Annotated in this window: 17 protein-coding genes and 1 pseudogene; 9 read left to right on the top strand and 9 right to left on the bottom strand. The window is 53.2% G+C overall.

All coding sequences use genetic code 11. The features are described 5' to 3' along the window. Window positions 1-23: 23 nt before the first annotated feature. The 3 genes from Q1L85_RS08305 to Q1L85_RS08315 all read left to right on the top strand — a co-directional run bounded on the left by Q1L85_RS08305 (window position 24) and on the right by Q1L85_RS08315 (window position 3,705). On the top strand, window positions 24-1,490 hold the full coding sequence (locus Q1L85_RS08305) for a NarK family nitrate/nitrite MFS transporter (protein WP_300424848.1): 1,467 nt from the start codon (window positions 24-26) through the stop codon (window positions 1,488-1,490). Between the two features lie 82 nt (window positions 1,491-1,572). Next, the gene (locus Q1L85_RS08310; RefSeq protein WP_300424846.1) at window positions 1,573-3,330 is read left to right on the top strand and encodes a bifunctional protein-serine/threonine kinase/phosphatase; all 1,758 of its coding nucleotides are present in this window, start codon (window positions 1,573-1,575) and stop codon (window positions 3,328-3,330) included. A gap of 24 nt (window positions 3,331-3,354) precedes the next feature. Continuing rightward, window positions 3,355-3,705 (top strand): VOC family protein, encoded by a 351-nt coding sequence (locus Q1L85_RS08315; protein WP_300424844.1) that lies wholly within the window; start codon window positions 3,355-3,357, stop codon window positions 3,703-3,705. A 234-nt stretch (window positions 3,706-3,939) separates the two neighbouring features. Here the strand turns inward: Q1L85_RS08315 and Q1L85_RS08320 are convergent, their stop codons facing one another. The 6 genes from Q1L85_RS08320 to Q1L85_RS08345 all read right to left on the bottom strand — a co-directional run bounded on the left by Q1L85_RS08320 (window position 3,940) and on the right by Q1L85_RS08345 (window position 10,131). After that, complete coding sequence (locus Q1L85_RS08320; RefSeq protein WP_300424842.1) at window positions 3,940-5,169, bottom strand: NAD(P)/FAD-dependent oxidoreductase; 1,230 nt, start codon at window positions 5,167-5,169, stop codon at window positions 3,940-3,942. A gap of 85 nt (window positions 5,170-5,254) precedes the next feature. After that, the gene (locus tag Q1L85_RS08325) at window positions 5,255-6,424 is read right to left on the bottom strand and encodes a hypothetical protein (protein WP_300424840.1); all 1,170 of its coding nucleotides are present in this window, start codon (window positions 6,422-6,424) and stop codon (window positions 5,255-5,257) included. Between the two features lie 38 nt (window positions 6,425-6,462). Beyond that, window positions 6,463-7,308: an ABC transporter ATP-binding protein gene (locus tag Q1L85_RS08330; RefSeq protein WP_300424838.1), complete on the bottom strand. Its 846-nt coding sequence runs from the start codon at window positions 7,306-7,308 to the stop codon at window positions 6,463-6,465. Window positions 7,309-7,322: 14 nt separating this feature from the next. Then, complete coding sequence (locus tag Q1L85_RS08335) at window positions 7,323-8,327, bottom strand: ABC transporter permease (RefSeq protein ID WP_300424836.1); 1,005 nt, start codon at window positions 8,325-8,327, stop codon at window positions 7,323-7,325. 56 nt (window positions 8,328-8,383) lie between these two features. Then, window positions 8,384-9,769, bottom strand: coding sequence for a CmpA/NrtA family ABC transporter substrate-binding protein (locus Q1L85_RS08340; protein ID WP_370292649.1), 1,386 nt, complete (start codon window positions 9,767-9,769; stop codon window positions 8,384-8,386). 125 nt (window positions 9,770-9,894) lie between these two features. Next, on the bottom strand, window positions 9,895-10,131 hold the full coding sequence (locus tag Q1L85_RS08345; RefSeq protein ID WP_300424835.1) for a hypothetical protein: 237 nt from the start codon (window positions 10,129-10,131) through the stop codon (window positions 9,895-9,897). 111 nt (window positions 10,132-10,242) lie between these two features. Between Q1L85_RS08345 and Q1L85_RS08350 the strand changes: the two genes are divergently transcribed. From Q1L85_RS08350 to Q1L85_RS08375, 6 genes and pseudogenes are all read left to right on the top strand, one after another. Beyond that, window positions 10,243-12,399, top strand: coding sequence for a YgiQ family radical SAM protein (locus tag Q1L85_RS08350; protein WP_300424833.1), 2,157 nt, complete (start codon window positions 10,243-10,245; stop codon window positions 12,397-12,399). Window positions 12,400-12,473: 74 nt separating this feature from the next. After that, window positions 12,474-12,824 carry a hypothetical protein gene (locus Q1L85_RS08355; protein WP_300424831.1) on the top strand — a complete coding sequence of 117 codons (351 nt, stop codon included), beginning with the start codon at window positions 12,474-12,476 and terminating at the stop codon, window positions 12,822-12,824. Between the two features lie 47 nt (window positions 12,825-12,871). After that, on the top strand, window positions 12,872-13,876 hold the full coding sequence (locus tag Q1L85_RS08360) for an efflux RND transporter periplasmic adaptor subunit (RefSeq protein ID WP_300424829.1): 1,005 nt from the start codon (window positions 12,872-12,874) through the stop codon (window positions 13,874-13,876). A gap of 9 nt (window positions 13,877-13,885) precedes the next feature. Beyond that, window positions 13,886-17,021, top strand: a pseudogene (locus tag Q1L85_RS08365) (efflux RND transporter permease subunit). Window positions 17,022-17,075: 54 nt separating this feature from the next. Continuing rightward, on the top strand, window positions 17,076-18,200 hold the full coding sequence (gene ald / locus Q1L85_RS08370) for an alanine dehydrogenase (RefSeq protein WP_300432842.1): 1,125 nt from the start codon (window positions 17,076-17,078) through the stop codon (window positions 18,198-18,200). Between the two features lie 73 nt (window positions 18,201-18,273). Further along, the gene (locus Q1L85_RS08375) at window positions 18,274-18,618 is read left to right on the top strand and encodes a hypothetical protein (RefSeq protein ID WP_300428158.1); all 345 of its coding nucleotides are present in this window, start codon (window positions 18,274-18,276) and stop codon (window positions 18,616-18,618) included. Window positions 18,619-18,639: 21 nt separating this feature from the next. On the opposite strand, the gene Q1L85_RS08380 is transcribed toward Q1L85_RS08375, so the two are convergent. From Q1L85_RS08380 to Q1L85_RS08390, 3 genes are read right to left on the bottom strand one after another with little or no spacing between them, the layout of a single operon-like run. Further along, the gene (locus Q1L85_RS08380) at window positions 18,640-18,945 is read right to left on the bottom strand and encodes a DUF3325 domain-containing protein (protein ID WP_300428157.1); all 306 of its coding nucleotides are present in this window, start codon (window positions 18,943-18,945) and stop codon (window positions 18,640-18,642) included. Further along, entirely contained in the window at window positions 18,938-20,647 is a 1,710-nt protein-coding gene (locus tag Q1L85_RS08385; protein WP_300428156.1) for a PepSY-associated TM helix domain-containing protein, read from the bottom strand. The genes Q1L85_RS08380 and Q1L85_RS08385 overlap by 8 nt, the downstream gene beginning before the upstream one ends. A gap of 1 nt (window position 20,648) precedes the next feature. After that, on the bottom strand, window positions 20,649-20,948 hold the full coding sequence (locus tag Q1L85_RS08390) for an iron uptake protein (protein WP_300428155.1): 300 nt from the start codon (window positions 20,946-20,948) through the stop codon (window positions 20,649-20,651). Window positions 20,949-20,960 lie beyond the last annotated feature (12 nt).

Consider the following 20,960-nt stretch of genomic DNA (forward strand, 5'->3'; position numbering starts at 1 on the left):
CTAAGAAAAAGATAGGACGCGTTATGTCTTCCGAAAAGTTCAACCTGTTGTCGTTTACAGGGAAAATGAAGGTATTACACCTGAGCTGGATTGCCTTCTTCATTACATTTGTTGTCTGGTTTAACCATGCACCATTACTGATGGCGATTGCCAAAAGCCTCGGGCTCGAACCTTCCGAAGTTAAGACACTTCTGATCCTGAACGTGGCACTGACCATTCCTGCCCGGGTTGTGATCGGCATGCTGACCGACCGCTTCGGTCCAAGAATTGTGTACTCGTCACTCCTGGCGGTGTGTTCTGTTCCTTGCTTTATGTTTGCCATGGCAGATAGCTTTGAGCAGGCCGCGATTGCCCGCTTCATGCTTGGCTTTATCGGTGCTGGTTTTGTTATCGGTATCCGTATGGTCAGCGAATGGTTCCCTGCCAACGAGCTGGGTACCGCAGAAGGCATTTATGGCGGCTGGGGTAACTTTGGTTCGGCTGCCGCGGCCTTTTCTCTGCCTGTTGTCGCTCTGTGGTTTGGTGGCGATGATGGCTGGCGTTATGCCGTGGGTGTGACTGGTATTCTGAGCCTGCTGTTCAGTGTTATCTACTACATGAACGTATCTGATACACCTAAGGGCTCTACTTACTTCAAGCCAAAACATATCGGCGCTATGGAAGTAACCTCGAAAGGTGATTTTTACTTCCTGCTGATTATGAAAATTCCTATGTATGCAGCGCTCGCCCTGCTGACCTGGAAACTGTCTCCGGAAGGTGTAAAGCTTCTGTCTGAAACAACGGCGCTGTTCTGCTATATCGGTCTGGCACTCTTGTTTGTTTACGAAGTCAGCCATGTCTGGAAAGTGAACAAAGGCATCTTTGAAAAGCCGGTGCCTGAAATGCACCAGTACAAATTCAAGCAGGTGGCTGTTCTGAATATTCTGTACTTTGCAACATTCGGATCTGAGCTGGCTGTGGTATCTATGCTGCCACTCTTCTTTGCAGAGACGTTCACTCTTGATCCGGTAATGGCGGGTATGGTGGCTTCTGCCTATGCATTTATGAACCTGATGTCGCGCCCTGGCGGCGGTTGGATCTCTGACCGTTTCGGCCGTAAATCAACACTCCTGATTCTTACGGCTGGTCTTGCTGTTGGTTACTTCGTTATGTCGATGGTGGGTAGCAGCTGGCCGCTGTGGCTTGCTGTGGTTGCTGCGATGGCGTGTTCGTTCTTTGTTCAGGCCGGTGAAGGTGCAGTATTTGCAGTTGTGCCGCTGATTAAACGTCGCCTGACAGGCCAGATCGCAGGTATGACCGGAGCCTACGGCAACGTCGGTGCGGTAACTTACCTGACTGTACTTTCATTTGTTGATTACTCAACCTTCTTCCTGGTGATTGCGGGTACTGCCGTTGTTGGCTTTATCGCTCTGCTGTTTATGGAAGAGCCGAAAGGTCACATGGTTGAAGTTAATGAAGATGGCTCAGTTGAAATGATCAGTGTGAGCTGATCTTTCCTGGGTCTGACAAAAAAAGTGGCTACGGCCACTTTTTTTGTGCACAGTTGAAACATAATTACCGGGGCAGAGCCTGATGGCAGAACAATTGGATATCACCTTCGGCGGTTACAGTACGGAAGGGCGTAAACCTGAAAACCAGGATGCGTTTGCTGTCTGGCAACCGACCTCGGCGATCGCGCAGTACAAAGGTATCGGATGCTGTCTGGCAGATGGCGTCAGTTGCAGTGAGAACGCGCAGCAGGCCAGTGTCACCGCGGTGACTCATTTTCTGAATGACTATTACAGTACCCCCGATTCGTGGGATGTGAAGACGGCCGCAGGAAAAGTTCTGAGTTCTCTGAATTCCTGGTTATACCATCAGGGGCAACAGGCCACGGCCCGGCATAACTCTCTGGTGACGACGTTTTCTGGCTTGATTTTCAAGTCGAATACTATGCATCTGTTCCATGCCGGGGACAGCCGTATTTACCGGTTACGTAATGGCAATTTTGAATGCCTGACACGCGATCATACGCACCGTATCGGAAAAAACCGCGAGTATCTCAGTCGTGCACTTGGCATGGATATCCGGGTGGAAATGGATTATCTGAACGATGACCTTGAACCGGGAGATATTCTGTTACTGACATCTGATGGTGTTCACGGGTTTGTTCAGGATAAGCAGTTACACGAATTGCTGGCGCCCCTGGCAGAAAAAAAACCGGGTCAGCATGAGGTTGAAAAACTTGCGACTCAGCTGGTCCATACCGCATTAGAAAATCAATCGGATGACAACCTGACTGCGCTTGTTATCCGCATTAACTCGGTACCCAAGCCCGATATCGAAGAAACCCACCGGGCCCTGACAGCACGGGCGATTCCTCCCGTACTGAAGCCCGGAGATAAAATTGATCATTACGAAGTTGAAGGTGTGATCTTTTCGGGAACACGCAGTCATCTGTACCGTGTCACCAATCTGCGTAATCAGAAGCAATATGCTCTTAAGGTCCCCTCACTCAACTTTGAAGAAGATCTGATCTATCTGGAAGGTTTTGTCCGCGAGCAGTGGATTGGTAACCGTCTTGATCATCCTAATGTAATGAAGGTTGAACCTCCATTAGCTGGGGGGCGCTTTCTCTACCATGTCTGTGAGTTGATAGAAGGTCAGTCGCTACGACAATGGATCGATGATCATCCTTCACCGTCTCTGGCTGAAGTACGTGACCTTACCGAACAGATTATTCATGGGCTGCGTGCTATGCAGCGTCTGGGAATGGTTCACAGGGATATGAAGCCTGAGAATGTCATGATTAATCGTAAGGGCCAGGTCAAAATTATTGATTTTGGTACTGTCTATGTCCGTGGATTAGCTGAGCTGCCAAAATCGCTTGAAGAAGATATTCCGGTCGGCTCAGTTAACTACATTGCGCCAGAATATGTCATTGACCGGGTCGCGGATAATCGCAGTGATCTTTTTTCTCTCGCGGTGATGGTTTATGAAATGCTGAGTGGGCATCAGCCATACCGGATGGATAAGGTGCACCGTAAAGGCGCGAGCTCGACTTCTGAATGGCGATATCACCCGTTGTCTGAACACCGGCCGGATATTCCAAAGTGGGTCGATCTCGCGTTGGAGAAGGGCTGTGACCCGGATCTCAATGATCGGCACCAGGCGTATTCTGAATTCTGGGCAGATCTTAAAAAGCCCAACAGCGCACTTATCAGCCGGTATGAAAGCAAGCCTTTGCTGGCTCGGCAGGGGCTGAATTTCTGGAAAGGCGCTGCGATTGCTCTGGCTGCAATCGCATTGATGGAAGCCTTATATATCGTATACAGTGGAATACAGAACTGATACTGCGAACACCGGGAGAATCGGATGCAGCATGAAAAAATGGATTACGTTGAGTTTGCTGCACGCGATATTGAGGCGACAAAAGTATTTTTTTCGACGGTCTTCCGCTGGAAGTTTACCGATTATGGTGAGGCGTATACCGCGTTTGATCATCAGGGGTTGAATGGTGGGTTTTATCAGGCAGAGCTGACCTCGAGATCAGAACGGGGTGGTGCTCTGCTGGTGTTCTACAGCCGCGATCTTGAAAGTACGATGGCAAAAATTATCGCTGCAGGTGGTGAGGTGATACGTCCGGTCTTTACCTTCCCGGGAGGCCGCAGATTTCACTTTGCCGAGCCCAGTGGAAATGAATTTGCTGTCTGGTCAGATCACTGAATTTCAGCCGTCATCCTGAGAGTGTTATTACTGCTGACACCCTGAAGGAGCTATTAGCTGTGTCATCTTCGCGAACGCGGGGATCCATAACAAAGCACATTCATTACGCTGGATTTCCACGTTCGTGGAAATGACAGAGACGTTGTCATCCTGCAAGTGCTATTGGGTGTGTCATCCTGAAGGAGCTATTAGCTGTGTCATCCTCGCGAACGCGGGGATCTACCGGCCCATCACTTATTGATCGCCAAGCTCACAGAATGCCTTACCCATTAATACGCTCTCCCTGAACGGGGAAATGTCTGTGTTCGCCTGCATCAGCTCGTAGTACCAGTGACTGTCGGCAACATCCCCGACACAGAGAACCCCGATAATCCGGTTGCCTCTCAACACCAGCTTGCGATAAAAACCCGTATCCAGGTCTTCCATCGCCAGGCTTTCGCAGTTCTCGGTGGCATCGAATTCACCGATGCTGTGTACGTCAAGCCCGGAGACCTTCAGTTTGGTCAGATGGGTGCGTTCACAGTACGTCGTTTTTGCTGACTTTTTCAGACGATCAGCGAGCACTTTTGCCTGATCCCAGATAGGGGCTACGAGGCCATACGTCTGACCTTCGAATTCACAGCATTCACCAATTGCATACACATTGTGCACTGAGGTGTGCATCTGGTTGTCGACCTGAATTCCCCGGTGTGTCCTGACTCCGGCTTGTTCTGCCAGCTCTTTATTGGGGGTGATACCCGTTGCAAATACAACCAGCTGGCTGGGGATATCGCTTGTTCCTTCGGCATTGCTTACCCGGACGGCGCTGATCTGATCACCTTCGGTGATAATTTCGCTGGGGCTGGTGCCGGTCCGTACTTCAATGCCACGGGCGGCGAGGGCGTTCTCCAGTATTCCGGAGGCGACCTGGTCAAGCTGGCGATTCATTAAAACGGGATTACGATGCAACAGCGTGACCTCTACGCCGCGAAGCTTGAGACCAACAGCCGCTTCAACACCAAGCAGCCCGGCACCAATCACGGTTGCCTGTCGCAGGCTGGGCAGATGTTCAAGCATCGTATCGACATCAGACATGGTTCTGAAACCGATGACTGCTGGGTGGTCTTTGCCCGGAATATCGGGAATAAAAGAGCGGCTTCCGGTAGCAAACACCAGATCCCGGTAGGGGTAGCTTTCACCCTGACTGGTGGTCACTACGCGTCTTTCTTTATCAACTGAGGCAACCCCTGAGCCGAGCAGAATACGAACTTTGTGTTCGCTGTACCAGCTGTCATCATGAGGAGTGATGGCTTCCAGGGTCGTTTCATCGGCGAGCAGAGGCGACAGCATAATCCGGTTGTAGTGAGGAATATTTTCATCACCAAGTACCAGAATTTCATCATAAGGATGGCCTGTACCGAGCTCTTCGAGCACGCGGTTAGCCGCCATACCGTTACCGATAATGATGAGGGTGTTATCTGTCATCCGCTGGCCCTGTAAAAACATGGTTCGAGTATAACGAAAAACGGCCGGATAATCCGGCCGTTTTGTGTAACGTTCTGAGCTGAGATCAGAACTTGGTACCGGCCCAGAGCCAGAACTTTGTAGTATCGAACTTCTTCAGGTCTTCTGAGTCATCAGTCGCAGAATACATTGCTGCCTTCGCACCTACGGTAAACTTCTTAGCTACCTTAGTTGTTGCAACAATGTTGAATTCTGAGCCCAGATCCAGGCTGTCTTCGACTGAATCATACTTGTGATAGAAAGCCGCTACTTTAACACCGCTGATCGTACCGGCAGCCTTCACATACATATCGTTCAGGCCTTGCGCTGGGGTTACCAGAAACTGATCTGCCCAACCATTGAATGCGTGTTTGGTTGCCAGGCTGGTCTGGAAGCCATATTCACCATCGTCACTACCCAGGGTTTCATTACCCAGAGCCAGAGTGACACCGCTGAAAGAGGCACCAGCTTCGAGCAGCATATATGCTGCTTCATTCTCTTCACCATCGGCTGTTTCTACGCTCTGAATCGCATACTCACCGGTATACAGCACGCTGACACCGTCAGAGACTTTAGTTTTTCCAGAGAAACGGGCGCCAACAGTATCGTCGGTCTTTTCGCTGTCATCGTCTTCAAGCAGGTAGGCATAGGCAGTTGCCTTACCTACCGCGGTACCGTAGCTGATATTCAGCAGGTGATCCGTGACGTCAGCGTCAAATTTACGGACAATACCGTTCACCTGATCGATATAGGAGTACTGGGCGGTCACGTCACCGATTTTGTATCCCAGAGTGACTGCATCAAAGGTCTGTTCGTTTGCGCGCCAGCCTACGTTACCAACAAAGCGAGCGTTATCCAGAATGATGCGTTGACGACCTACGACTGCAGACAGTCCGTCTTTTGCATAACTGATCTGAGCGCGGTTCCATTCACGTACTTCTGGATCTGCAATGCCATCGTAGCCTGCAGTCTCTTGTTGGTAGTGATTAACCATTGCTTCTACAACTTCGTATTCCGCCAGGATTTTAAAGCCGCTGAATTCTTTTGTTTCATAACCGATCGCCACATCGGCAATCAGTGCATTGGCAGTTCTCGCATCATTCTGGTCATCTACATCTGCGGATTCAAAGCGCAGCTTTGTGTCTGCGTAAAGATCACCTTCACTGATGAAATCTGCGTATGCGCCCTGTGCAGCAACCCCCAGTGCGATCGCCAGTAACGTTTTCTTAGCTTGCATGGCATTCTCCTTAATCGAAGCCTGATAGATCAAAAAAATTAAGCGACTTTTTCAGTTTTAGATTCAGATGTTGCAGCCTTCTTGGCGGGCGCTTCGACATCTGGCTTTCGCTGTTTCTCATACAGGAAACTGAGCACCTGCTGGCGATACTTGTTGTAAGTCGGATCGTCAGCAAGCTGAATACGGTTGCGTGGACGCTCAAGCTCCACGTCAAGAATTTCACCGATCGTGGCTGATGGGCCATTGGTCATCATCACAATGCGATCGGACAGCAATACGGCTTCATCCACATCGTGTGTAATCATGATCACGGTGTTGTTAAGTTCTTTCTGAATTTCCATCAGAGAGTCCTGCAGGTGAGCACGGGTCAGTGCATCCAGGGCACCAAACGGTTCATCCATCAGCAGAACCTGTGGCTCCATAGACAGGGCGCGGGCAATACCGACGCGCTGTTTCATACCACCAGAAATTTCGTCCGGACGTTTATGAAGTGCGTGGCTCATGTGTACCAGCTCAAGGTTATGTTCAATCCATTCCTTCATTTCGGCTTTGGATTTCTTACCTTTGAATACACGTTTTACTGCCAGCTCTACGTTTTCGTAGGCGGTCAGCCACGGCAGCAGAGAGTGGTTCTGAAACACAACTGCACGCTCTGGGCCCGGTTCGTTGACCTCTTTACCGCCCAGCACGACACCGCCCTGAGTTGCCTGATACAGGCCAGCAACGATATTCAGAACGGTGGATTTACCGCAACCTGAGTGGCCGATCAGAGAAATAAATTCACCCTTTTTGATTTTCAGGTTCACATTCTGCAGCGCGCAGAAAGGACCGTTTGGAGTAGGGAACTCAATACCAACATCAGTTAATTCAAGTAATGGATTCATAATTAATTCTCCTCTTAGCGCAGAGCTGCAGATTTATCCCAGGACACACGACGCTGAATCATCAGCATGATGCGGTCGAGGAGGAAGCCGATAATACCGATGGTGATGACTGCTACCATGATACGGCCGAGTGAGTCGGATGAACCGTTCTGGAATTCGTCCCAGACGAATTTACCGAGACCAGGGTTCTGAGCCAGCATTTCTGCGGCGATGAGTACCATCCAGGCAATACCCAGCGACAGACGCAGGCCGGTAAATACCATTGGAATAGAGGATGGAAGAACGATCTTTCTTACGTGTTCCAGGTAGCTGAGGCGCAGTACCTGACTGACATTAATCAGATCTTTAGGAATAGATGCTACACCCACTGCGGTATTAATCACGGTTGGCCACAAGCAGCACAGCATGACGGTAATCATTGATGTCACGAAAGATTTTGCAACCATTGGATCATCGCTCACATACAGAGCTGAGACCACCATGGTGACCAGTGGCAGCCATGCCAGTGGTGATACCGGTTTGAAAATCTGAATAACCGGATTAAATGCACTGTAAAGGTTGGCGCTCAGACCGATCACAATACCGAATGGAATTGCGATTGCAGAGGCCAGCAGGAAGCCACTCAGTACGGTCACCAGCGAGGTTCCGATCTGATCGATGTAGGTGGGCTTACCAGTATATTCGCGGATTTTAGGAACGTAGCTTGGATCGTTAGCAACACGATCGGCATTTCGCTTTTCCTGGCGTTCGTAAAAAGCTTCGGCTTTTTCGCGCTCAGTGAGGTGTTCAGTCCACAGGCTCTGGCTTTGTTCGACAACGTCGGCAGGGCCAGGGAATTGTCCCAGTGATGTGTTGATATTGCTTGCAGCTGCATGCCAGACCAGAAGGAAGACCAGAATGCCAGCAAGCGGTAGACCCACTGATTTGATAATCAGCTGAGCATTTTCGGCGACGTTTTCGCCCTTGGCGATTTTTACAACTGGTTCTAACCAGGCAATGTTTGACAGAGCAATACTCATAATTTTTTCCTCGCGGAGCGGGGTTGCCCCCGCTCTTTGTTAACTACTTCTTCAGATCAGATCTTGTCGTTGCCTTTCAGGCCGATTTTGAACTTCTTGAGGTAGTCATTTGGTTTAGTACCGTCGTAGGTAATACCGTCGATAAATTCAGTCTGAGGTGGCTTGAAGCCAGTCTCGGTAGCGAAATCAGGGAAGTCAGATGCTTTCATCTTGCCTTCTTTGATCAGCTCTTTTGCAGCTTCTGCGTAGATGTCAGGGCGATAAACTTTCTTCGCAGTTTCCATGAACCAGTCATCAGACTTAGGCTCTGCAATCTGACCCCAGCGGCGCATCTGGCTCAGGTACCAGATAGCATCTGAGTAGTACGGGTAGGTCGCGTTGTGACGGAAGAATACGTTGAAGTCAGGCACTTCACGCTTGTCGCCTTTCTCGTATTCGAAGGTACCTGTCATTGAGTTAGCGATAACGTCGTAGTCGGCACCAACGTACTGAGGCTTGGAAAGAATCTTCACAGCTTCAGGGCGGTTCGCGTTGTTGTTTGCATCAAGCCATTCCGCTGCGCGGATCATCGCTTTAACTACTTTTTTGTGGGTGATCGGATACTTGTCAGCCCACTCTTTGCTTACACCAAATACTTTTTCTGGGTTGTTTTTCCAGATTTCGTAGTCAGTGATCACAGGAACACCGATGCCTTTAAATACAGCCTGCTGGTTCCATGGTTCGCCTACGCAGTAGCCGTAAATAGTGCCGGCTTCCATTGTCGCTGGCATCTGTGGTGGTGGAGTTACAGAGAGCAGGGCGTCAGCTGAAATCTGACCAGAACTGTCGCCTTTGTGTGGTGCGTAGTAACCTGGGTTAATTCCACCGGCTGCCAGCCAGTAACGCAGTTCGTAGTTATGGGTAGATACCGGGAATACCATGCCCATATTGAAAGGCTTGCCTTCCGCTTTGTATTTGTCGATCACAGGCTTCAGCGCATCGGCTTTGATCGGGTGTACTGGTTTACCGTCTGCCTGCTTAGGAATGTTTGGCTTCATCTGTTCCCAGATATCATTGGAAACTGTGATGCCGTTACCGTTCAGGTCCATGCTGAATGCGGTGATGATGTGTGCCTGAGTACCGAAGCCGATGGTCGCACCCAGCGGTTGACCCGCCAGCATGTGTGCACCATCGAGTTGTCCATCAATAACCCGGTCGAGAAGAACTTTCCAGTTTGCCTGCGCTTCCAGTGTGACGTACAGGCCTTCATCTTCGAAGTAACCTTTTTCGTATGCCACTGCCAGAGGAGCCATGTCGGTCAGTTTAATAAAACCGAATTTAAGCTCTTCTTTTTCTGCATATTCTGCAGCGTTGGTAAGCGGTGCTGACATCGTTGCCATACCTGCGGCCAGTACGAGCGCGCTCTTAACAAAAGTGCGACGCAGCGTCTTGATTCCTCGCATGTTCTTTCCCCTTTTCTGAAGCACAAAAAAAAGGCGCCCGACATCCACGGTTCTGTGGTGTCGAAAGCGCCTTTGCTTATGTCTGAATTAAAAGTCCGAGCTTCGCCGTTGAAACTCTGAAATGGTTAATACAAGCCCTGTGCCAAAACCCGGAAATTCAATAAAAATTTAAAAAACAGGGGTATTTTTCGAGGTTTTGCACCAAAAGTGGTGTCAAAAAATCTGGTTGAAAAACAACCTGCTTTTTTCTGGTGCACTTCTGGTGGGGAGGGGTTGAGGGTGACCGGGAACCCGGTGTGCCCGTTGCTGGTGCGGGAAAGTGCACAATGGATGTGCATTGGCTCAAAACGGGGCAGAAGCATAGATGGCGGCCGGATATGCCTGTCAGGACTCGCCTGACAGCCTGGCTCTTTTGCCAGGAGGGCGTTTTTGAGACAATACCCGACTTTCCAGCCAGGTCTTTGCGGTTTCCCATGAATCAGCCAGCTCCACACCTCTTCTCTTACTATCCCTACTGGGCAGAATGCTTCGGCACGGCGCCGTTTCTTCCTATGACCCGGGATGAGATGGACCAGCTGGGCTGGGACTCCTGCGATATCATTCTGGTCACGGGCGATGCTTATGTTGACCACCCAAGCTTTGGCATGGCCGTAATGGGGCGCATGCTGGAGGCTCAGGGCTTCCGGGTCGGAATCATCGCCCAGCCTGACTGGAACAACCCTGAAGAGTTCACCCGCCTGGGTAAGCCGAATTTCTACTTTGGTATCACCGCTGGCAACATGGATTCTATGATCAACCGGTATACCGCCGACCTTAAGGTGCGTTCGGATGATGCATACACGCCACATGGTGAGCCCGGTAAGCGCCCCGACCGGGCGGTGATCGTTTATTCTCAGAAGTGCCGGGAGGCCTACAAAGATGTCCCTATTGTGATCGGTGGCATTGAGGCCTCGCTGCGGCGTATTGCCCAGTACGATTACTGGAGCGATCAGGTGCGTCGCTCGGTACTGATCGATTCAGGTGCAGACATACTTCTGTACGGTAATGCTGAGCGTGCCATTGTCGAGCTGACCCACGGACTTGCGCAGGGGCGCTCTATCGAAGACATGGCGGATCTGCGTGGTACCACAGTAGTGCGCGATGCTACGCCTGACGGCTGGACCGAGATTGATTCTACCCGCGTTGACTGGCCGGGGCAGATTGATCAGATTCCGAATCCGTACGAGATGAAGGACACCGAGAACATGTCCTGCAGCACCAATGGTTCTGAGGAAGAGGGCGCAGCAGAAGACAGTGACGTCATGCCGGTGAAGATCGTACCTATGCCGCTGCACCGTAAGGCAGACCTGGATCCTGACAAGACGGCGATCCGTTTGCCGTCGTTTGAGAAGGTACGTAACGACAGTGTGCTTTACGCCCACGCCTCCCGCGTACTGCATCAGGAGTCGAACCCCTACAACGCGCGGCCGCTGGTACAGCGCCATGGCACCAAAGAGATCTGGGTGAATCCGCCTCCGATTCCGCTTGAAACCGATGAAATGGATGGCGTATTCGGACGCCCGTATCAGCGTGTACCTCATCCAAGCTACGGTGATGCAAAGATCCCGGCGTACGAGATGATACGTTTCTCGGTCAACATCATGCGCGGTTGCTTTGGTGGCTGTACCTTCTGTTCTATTACGGAACACGAAGGGCGCATCATTCAGAGCCGCTCGCAGGAATCTGTCATTTCTGAAATCGAAGAAATACGCGACAAGGTGCCGGGCTTTACCGGCACGATTTCAGATCTGGGTGGCCCCACAGCCAATATGTACCACCTGACCTGTAAGAGTCAGGAGATTCTGAATAACTGCCGTCGCCTGAGCTGTGTCTACCCGGGTATCTGTAAGAACCTGAAAACCGACCACAGCGCCACGACTCAGCTGTACAGGGCCGCGCGGGCGCTGCCGGGTATCAAACGCATCGCTATCGCCTCGGGCCTGCGCTATGACCTCGCGGTGAAAGACCCTGAATATGTACGTGAACTGGTCACTCACCATGTGGGGGGATATCTGAAGATTGCCCCAGAGCACACAGAAATGAACGTGCTCAGTAAAATGATGAAGCCGGGCATGGGTACCTACGATGCCTTTAAGCGCATGTTTGATAAGTTCTCTAAAGAGGCGGGCAAAGAACAGTATCTGATCCCGTACTTTATTGCAGCGCATCCGGGCACTGAAACGAAAGACATGATGAATCTGGCCCTGTGGCTTAAGCGCAATAAGTTCCGGGTGGATCAGGTTCAGACCTTCTATCCATCACCGATGGCGCTGGCTACGGCCATGTACCATTCAGAGCGGGACCCACTCCACCGCATGAGCTATAAAGCGAAGAAGATGCATATTCCGCGGAATCTGGAAGAGCGTCGCCTGCAGAAAGCCTTCCTGCGTTATCACGACCCGAAAGGCTGGCCTGCACTGCGTACCGAGCTTAAGCGTATTGGTCGTCAGGACCTCATCGGAAGCGGCCCCAATGCTCTGATCCCAGCGGAAGAATATACCGGTCGTCGTCAGGGGGCGCGCCCCGGATTCAAGCCCCCAGGTAAGTCTGGCGCTGTTAAAAAGTCGTCCGGACCAAAGCGTCGTCGCTGATCTGTCTGTAAGCAAGTGTCGGTTTTCATCCCTCAGAATTGCAGGGGTGAGACCGGCCGGCTACTATCAGTGTCATGTCTGATATTTTCCGCGCACATTCCCGTTGTTTCGCCAGTTTTCTGCTGCTGCTTTTTGCGGTGCAGTGGTCTGCGCTTATTACGGATGACCTGGAGTCTTCTCTGGTCGTCACTGTGTCGGACGAGCACCATGTCAGTGACGCCTCTGGTGAGCACTCTGTCGGTTGCGACACCGATACAGAGTGTGATCACTGCTGCCAGTGCCATAATCATGGCAGCCACATCACATTACCCGGATTTCCTTACGATACCGTCAGTCCCGCGCTGTTCAGCGAGTGTCCGCACAAGCGCGTGACGGGTTACTATTCGCTCTACCGCCCCGGAATCCATCGCCCTCCGATTGCCTGATCCGTCCTGAATTTATTTTATTCACTGACTGATACAGGAAATTTTTTATGTCCATTCTATCCACCGGAGCAAAAACTGCTGTCCGGTATACAGGGCTTCTGGCGTGCGTCTTTGGCCTGATGTTGTGTCGTGCCAGCCTGGCAGAGAACGACGCAGGGCCCCATAGCAACGCTCATCAGGAAGAGGCTCACGCATCTGAACATGATGAGCATGCGAGTGATCACGAAGACCACGAAGACCACGAAGACCAGGTCAATATCTCACCCGATATTGCAGAGCGGCTCGGTATTCAGCTCGATCAGGCTGGTCCCGCGACGCTGGTACGTCAGGTCACGTTGTTAGGTGAGCTGGTGTCACCGCCGGGTCATTCCGCCGAAGTGCGGGCGCGCTTTCCCGGTGTGGTGAAGCGTCTTTTTGCGAAAGAGGGTGATCAGGTCGAGGAGGGGGAACGGCTGGCCGTCGTCGAGTCTGACATCAGTCTGGGCGAATATGAAATTAACGCCCCGGTCTCTGGGCTGATTCAGCTGCGCTCGGCCAACGTCGGTGAGCTGACTGGCGCCGAAGGCTTATTCACGATCGTTTCCGACTCGTCTCTCTGGGCTGAGTTGAAGATCTTTTCTGCTGACCGCGATCACGTTCGCCAAGGGCAGCCGGTTACGGTCCGTCATCGTGGCCACCATCATGCCGGTCACATCCTTTCCGTTGGTCCGGGCGCTGGCCCTGTTCCATATCGGGTCGCCCGCGTTGGTCTGACCAATACCAGCAGTGATATGCAGCCCGGCGATATGGTCGATGCGGCGGTGGCAATTTCAGAAACGCCGGTAGCGCTCGCGGTAGAGCTTGAAGCCCTGCAATGGGCGGAAGGAAAGACTGTCGTTTTTATCCGTGAGGGCGAGAGTCGCTATGTTCCGCGGGCTGTCTCGATAGGACGTCGAGGAGCCGCTCAGGTCGAGATTCTCGATGGTATTGAAGCTGGTGAGACTTACGTTTCCGGCAGCAGCTATCTGCTACGTGCTGATCTGGAGAAATCCGGTGCGGCGCATCAGCACTGAGGAGGCGGTATGTTGAATGTCCTTTTACGCTTCTCGGTCGGGCAGCGATATCTGGTGCTGGGGCTGATGCTGGTGGTGACGGCCATTGGGCTCTGGAGTACGCAGTCACTGCCGGTCGATGCCGTGCCCGATATCACCAATGTGCAGGTTCAGATAAATACGGAGGCGCCGGGCTACACCCCCCGCCGAAGTTGAGCAACAGATTACCTGGCCGGTTGAAACCGCGCTGTACGGTGTGCCCGGGCTGGATTATACGCGCTCGTTGTCACGTTATGGGTTATCGCAGGTCACTGTGGTGTTTGAGGAGGGCACCGATCTGTTGCAGGCCCGGACGCTGATCAACGAGCGCCTGAGTGTCATCCGCAGTCAGTTGCCGCTGGGGTCAGAACCCGTGATGGGCCCTATGGCGACTGGTCTGGGCGAGATCTTTGTTTACGCCCTCAGTGCCACTCCGGATGCGCGTGATGAGCAGGGGCGGCCTTATACCCCCATGCGATTACGTGAACTGCAGGACTGGGTGTTGCGACCGCAGCTGGCACAGGTGAAAGGGGTGGTCGAAATCAACACAATGGGCGGCTACGAGCGTCAGATTCACGTCCTGCCTGATCCGCTGAAACTGCTTGAAACCGGTGTCCGCCATGATGACATCATCGCCGCTCTGGCGTCCGCCAGCCGTAACCTGGGGGCCGGCTATATTGAGCGCCAGGGGCAACAGTGGCTGGTCAGGACGCAGGGGCAGTTTGCCGATGTCGCCGCCATTGCCGAAACACCGGTAGGGCGTGTTGGTAACACCCCGCTCGCATTGCGCCATGTGGCCGACGTGATTGAGGGTAAAGAGCTGCGCACCGGCGCTGCGACCATGAATGGTCAGGAAACTGTCCTCGGTACCGCCATGATGCAGGTCGGCGAGAACCCTGCAGCGGTGGCGGCAGCGCTGGCCGACCGACTTGATGCTGCGCGCAGGTCACTTCCTCCCGGGGTGATCGCGGAGGTCGTGTACGACCGCACCGCACTGGTCGACCGCACGATTGCGACGGTGCGCAACAATCTGCTCGAAGGAGCGATTCTGGTCATCGCGGTGCTTTTCTGGTTGCTGGGGAATCTGCGTGCGGCGCTGATTACCGCACTGGTGATTCCTCTGGCGATGCTGGCAACCATCACAGGCATGGTGCGTACCGGTGTGTCTGCCAACCTGATGAGTCTGGGGGCGCTGGATTTTGGCTTAATTGTGGATGGTGCGGTCATCATTGTTGAAAACTGTTTGCGCCGGTTAGGAGAACATCAACGCCAGCAGGGCCAGAGACAGCCCCTGGCATTGGAGACCCGACTCCGGATCGTGTATCAGGCCACCGCCGAAGTCATCCGCCCGAGTCTGTTTGGCGTTGCCATCATCACGCTGGTTTATATCCCGCTGTTCAGCCTCAGTGGGGTTGAAGGAAAAATGTTCCATCCGATGGCGATTACGGTGGTCATGGCGCTCGTGGCCGCCATGCTGCTCTGTCTCACTTTTGTGCCCGCTGCGGTCGCCGTGTGTGTTAAGGGGGGCGTTGCTGAACATGAGAACGCCTCCGTAAAACGGATCAGGTCACTCTACCAACCGGCACTCGAGGCCGTGTTGAGGCAGCCCTCACGGGTTTTCCTGCCGGCACTTGCGCTGACGTTGGTGTGCGTGTGGCTGGCCAGTCGCATGGGCCAGGAGTTTATTCCGCAGCTTGACGAAGGAGACATCGCCTTACACGCCATGCGCATACCAGGGACCGGCCTGGAGCAGTCTGTGCAGATGCAGACCCTGGTGGAAGAGACTCTGCTGGCCTTTCCACAGGTCGCCCGGGTGTACTCAAAAACGGGTACGCCGGAAGTCGCCACGGACCCCATGCCACCGAATGTCAGCGATACCTTTGTGATGCTCCGGCCGAAGGCTGATTGGCCAGACCCAGAGTTAAGCAAAGAGGCGTTGATTCAAAACCTCCAGCAGGCTCTGGCACGCCTGCCCGGCAATAACTACGAATTCAGTCAGCCCATTGAAATGCGGTTCAATGAGCTGCTGTCGGGGGTGCGTTCCGACCTTGGAATTAAAGTCTTCGGTGATGATCACCAGGTGCTGGCGCAGAGCGCTGCCCGTATTCAGGCGATTGTCGCGACGATTCCCGGGGCGGCCGACGTGCGGGTCGAGCAGGTCAGTGGCCTGCCGGTGGTCAACCTGATACCTGACCAGAATGCCCTGTCGCGTTATGGACTGGGCGTGGCTGATCTGCAGGCGTTTGTGAGTACCAGTATTGGCGGCCGGGAGGCGGCCACTCTGTATGAAGGTGACCGGCGTTTTCCGGTGGTGGTGCGTCTGCCTGAAGACCGCCGTACCGATATCGACGCCCTGGAGCGTTTGCCCATGCCTCTGCCTGAGGGCGGTTATCTGCCGCTTTCCGAGCTGGCAGACATTGAGTTCACCTCAGCGCCTGCTCAGATCAGCCGCGAGAATGGCAAACGTCGGGTGGTCGTCAGTGCCAATGTAAGAGCCCGGGATCTGGGTGGCTTTGTGGACGAGGTTCAGCAACGTCTGACGCGCGAACTGACCTTACCGCCCGGCTACTGGCTGGAATACGGAGGCACCTTTGAGCAGCTCGAATCTGCATCGGCGCGTCTCAGCTGGGTGGTGCCCGCGACGTTGGCCGCGGTGCTTGCCTTGCTGGTGGTCGCGTTCGGTAGTCTTCGTGACGCACTGATCATCTTTACTGGGGTGCCACTGGCGCTGACCGGCGGAGTGCTCGCGCTCTGGCTCCGTGATATGCCGTTGTCCATTGCTGCAGGGGTGGGCTTTATTGCTCTGTCGGGCATTGCGGTGCTTAACGGTCTGGTGATGCTCAGTTTTATCCGCGAGTTACGTGCTCAGGGGCTGGGACTGGTTGAGGCCGTCACGCAGGGAGCACTGACCCGCCTGCGGCCGGTACTGATGACGGCGCTGGTGGCCAGCCTTGGCTTTGTGCCGATGGCCCTGAACACCACTGCCGGTGCGGAGGTGCAGCGACCGCTCGCGACCGTTGTGATTGGCGGCATACTGTCATCGACGCTACTGACCTTGTTCGTGCTCCCGGCGTTATACCGCTGGTGGTACAGCAGGGATTCTGTAACGGCTGGTAACGCTGACTAGGAAGCTAACGCCGCTCACTGCTATTCTGATCTGAGGCGAAGCAGGAGAGCGGCGATGCGTATTGGTGTACCGAAAGAGATCAAGGATCAGGAATACCGGGTCGGGCTGACGCCCGACAGCGTCAGAGAGCTGGTCCATCATGGCCACGAGGTCTTTGTCGAAACTCAGGCCGGACATGCGATCGGTTTTAATGATGAGCATTACCTCAGTAGCGGTGCGGAAGTGCTCGCAGATGCCGCAGAGGTCTTCGGTGCCGCCGAACTGATTGTCAAAGTGAAGGAGCCTCAGCCGCAGGAAGTCGCGTTGCTGACCCCTGAGCACACTCTTTTTACCTACCTCCATCTGGCGCCCGTTCCGGAACTGACTGATCTTTTAATCGCAAGTGGCGCGACGTCCATTGCCTATGAAACCGTAACCGACCATCAGGGGCGCCTGCCGCTGTTGGCTCCCATGTCTGAAATTGCCGGGCGCATGGCTGTACAGGCTGGTGCCCGTAGTCTCGAAATGGCCTGTGGTGGACGGGGTGTTCTGCTGGCTGGAGCGCCGGGAGTGCCTGCCGCCGACGTTCTGGTAATCGGAGCCGGCGTGGTGGGTACCAATGCGATGACTATCGCCATTGGTATGGGCGCTAAAGTGACGGTTATGGATAAATCTATGGCGCGGCTGCGTGAACTGGATCTGTTGTTCGGAAATCAGATACAGACCTTGTATTCGACGCGTACAGCACTTGATGAGCAGCTGCGGCACGCCGATCTGGTGATTGGTGCTGTGCTCGTTCCCGGAGAGTCTGCCCCGAAACTTATTACGCGTTCGCATCTGGAAACAATGAAGCGGGGTTCGGTTATTGTCGATGTGGCAATTGATCAGGGCGGGTGTGCTGAAACGTCGCGCGCGACTACGCACACTCAGCCTTTGTTTGTTGAAGAAGGCGTTGTTCATTACTGTGTGGCAAACATGCCGGGAGCCGTTGCCCGAAGTTCAACCCTTGCACTGAACAACGCGACCTTGCCTTTTGTTCTTGAGATCGCCAGGCAGGGGACAAGAGAAGCACTGTTGAATAATCACAATCTTTTAAATGGCCTGAGCACATATCGCGGTGAACTCGTTTCTCCCGAAGTCGCAGTAAGCCAGAAACGTTGTGCGTCTGACCGTCTCACCTTGCTGGCAAAAACGCGGTGAATTTTTTAAAACGCTGAACCACTTGTGTAATGAAGTGTCTATGGAACAGGTTTAATCACTCAGGAGAAACATCATGAAAAAGTTAATGTTCCCATTTGCACTGATCCTCTCTGCGTTCGCCCTCGCGGGTTGCGACGACGCAAAAGAAACAGCCCAGAACGCAGCAGCTACCGTCGAGGAAGCAACAGAAAACAGCGTTGACGCGGTGAAAAAAGCAGCCCGCGATGCCGCCGATGCTGCTGAAGAAATGACTGAAGAAGCGGGCGAAGCCACCGAAGAATTATTGCAGTCCGGGCAGAGCCCCGCTGAGAATGCGGTTGATGAAGTGGCCGATGCTGGCGAAGAAGTCGCGGACGAAGCTGCGGATGCCGCAGAAGAAACGAAGGAAGCTGCACAGCGCCTGAGTGATACTGAATAATCAGGCGCTATTTACCGCCGCTTATGCGGCGGTAAATACCGGAATAAACCGTAATAAAGCAGGGCGGTAACTCAGTGTCATTGCGGTCAGAAATGCGCAGAGTGCAATCAGCATAAACCACACCAGTACCGCCATCGACGGATGGTCCGCAACAAGGCATATCCCCCCAGAAACAAACACTGCCAGGTAGCCGGTGATACGGAGTTTTCCGGACGCAGGCTGACCTTTGTGAACCTGCCGCCAATGACTCGGAAGAGACAGAGCCAGCCATCCCATACCGAGAAACATCACCGCAGTTGCCACCACAAACAGAAGTGCATTACTCATAACCTACCTCTCTGGTTGCGGTATCAGTGGATAAATTTCTGGTCAGTGATTTATCCGGTTTCGGGGCCAGCTTACGGGCACTTACCCAGGCAATCGCAGCCGTAATCAACAGGCTGATATCTGTTCCGGCAACCGCGAGATAGCGCTCGGTGAAAAGCGTTTTAATCAGGTGGTCTCCGGTGGTCAGCCAGTTGGCAATCACTGCGGCAACCGCCAGTACTGTGATGGTCAGTGCCTGTTCGCGCCATGCTGGATTGCTCATTGCGCGTGCTACCGGGCTGCTTCGCCAGAGAGCATGCAGCAGCGTTAATCCCCATACGGAACAGAACACAATTTTTTCCCAGTCGCCTTTTCCACTTGTATCCGTTGGAATCAGACGGTTACTCAACAGCATAGCGCAGGCAGCAACCACAATACCGGTGACAGTGGCTACTGCAAATGCATCGGTCAGCCGGCTTCCCTGTGAACCTGCCCGTGCGTGCTGGGACTTGCGTTTTTCTACATAAAAAATAAAACCGGTAGCGATGCAGACACAACCAAGCAGCCCACCGAAAACATACAGCCAGCGCAGAAACCAGTGCTCAAAATGTTGCAGATGAAGTCCGGTGAGAAATTCGGCGGCCCCCTCTGCAAAAGAATGCGGTGGATCTTCGCGCAGCAGTTCACCTGTTGCCGCTTTGTAGTGGATGCCTTCGCCCACCAGAGCGACGCGGTCGCTGCCGGCCCGATAGATGCTCACATAACTGTTGAGATCACCGACATGAGTGACCATCAGAAAACCGACTTCTCCTGGCATACCCCGCTCAGACCAGCGATGCTTTGCATCTGCGATCATGGCATCAACAGATGCGATGTCAGCGTCAATGCCAGCCCGATCATGTGGCAGGCCCTTGTGAGATGCTTCGATTTCCTCTGACAATTCATGCAGCGGCTTCAGCATAGTGCTGTTGACCGGGAAATAGAAAAATGACGCAAAGATAATCAGACCAGTGATGGCGAAGAAAAAGTGAAACGGTAACGCAATCACACCCGACATATTATGTATATCCAGTGTTTTTCTCTGGGCACGTTTTGCCGGCCGGAATGTGAAGAATTCACGGAATATCCGCCGATGAATCCAGATGCCAGAAATCAGAGCAACTAACATAAAAAACGCCGCAAGACCGACGATGTAGTAGCCGATAAACTTCCACTCAAGATTCAGGCTGTAGTGCAAAGGGTAAAACCAGTCGCTACCAATCTTCAGGTGGTCGTCCGGCACCAGGCTTCCATCCCGCGGATCAATCGTCAGGTTGCCATGAATATGGTTATGTTCGTCAGCTTCTGCAGGGTGGGGAACCCGGAAGCCGACACCCATCCGCAGCACCGGATCGCGGTGGGTGGTATAGGCCCAGTATTCGTCTGGTGGGAGCTCTGTTCGTGGTGTCATATCACCGGCAGCCGGATCGTGATAGATCGGCATCAGCTGATTGTATTCCGCGACATCCGGTTCACTTTTCTCAAAAATACCCTTAAGCATGTTGTCGTATGAGGGCATAGGCTGAGGATCAAAGCGTGTTTCCGGAATCGCCCAGCGATCTATCTCGCGGTCAAACACTGACAGGCTGCCAAAGAAAAAGCAGACCATTAATACGAAACCGGCCAGGAGCCCCAGCCAGGTGTGGAGCCAGGCCATTGCCTGGCGAGTGTTTCCTGTCTGCATATTAAACTCCCGCCTGAACAATTGTGGCCTGCAGGTACCAGGCAGACAGGGTCATTAAAGTCCCACCGATAAATGAGACCGCCCGGCTCAGCCAGAAGCGCTGGCTCACAGCTATCCAGAAAAACATCAGCAGATATAAAGGAAAAGCGATCAGCAGTGCCCCGTGTTCAGCAGTGTGAAAATCCACACCGCTGAATACAGATCCTGTGATCGCCAGAGAAATAAAACCCCAGGTAAACAGATAGCCGCCCAGAAGGGCGGCCAGCACATTACTCAGTGGGTGACTGATTATGTGTTTCATTTAAGTTTGTTG

This window comes from uncultured Thalassolituus sp. (genome assembly GCF_950066645.1).
GTDB lineage: Bacteria > Pseudomonadota > Gammaproteobacteria > Pseudomonadales > Oceanobacteraceae > Thalassolituus.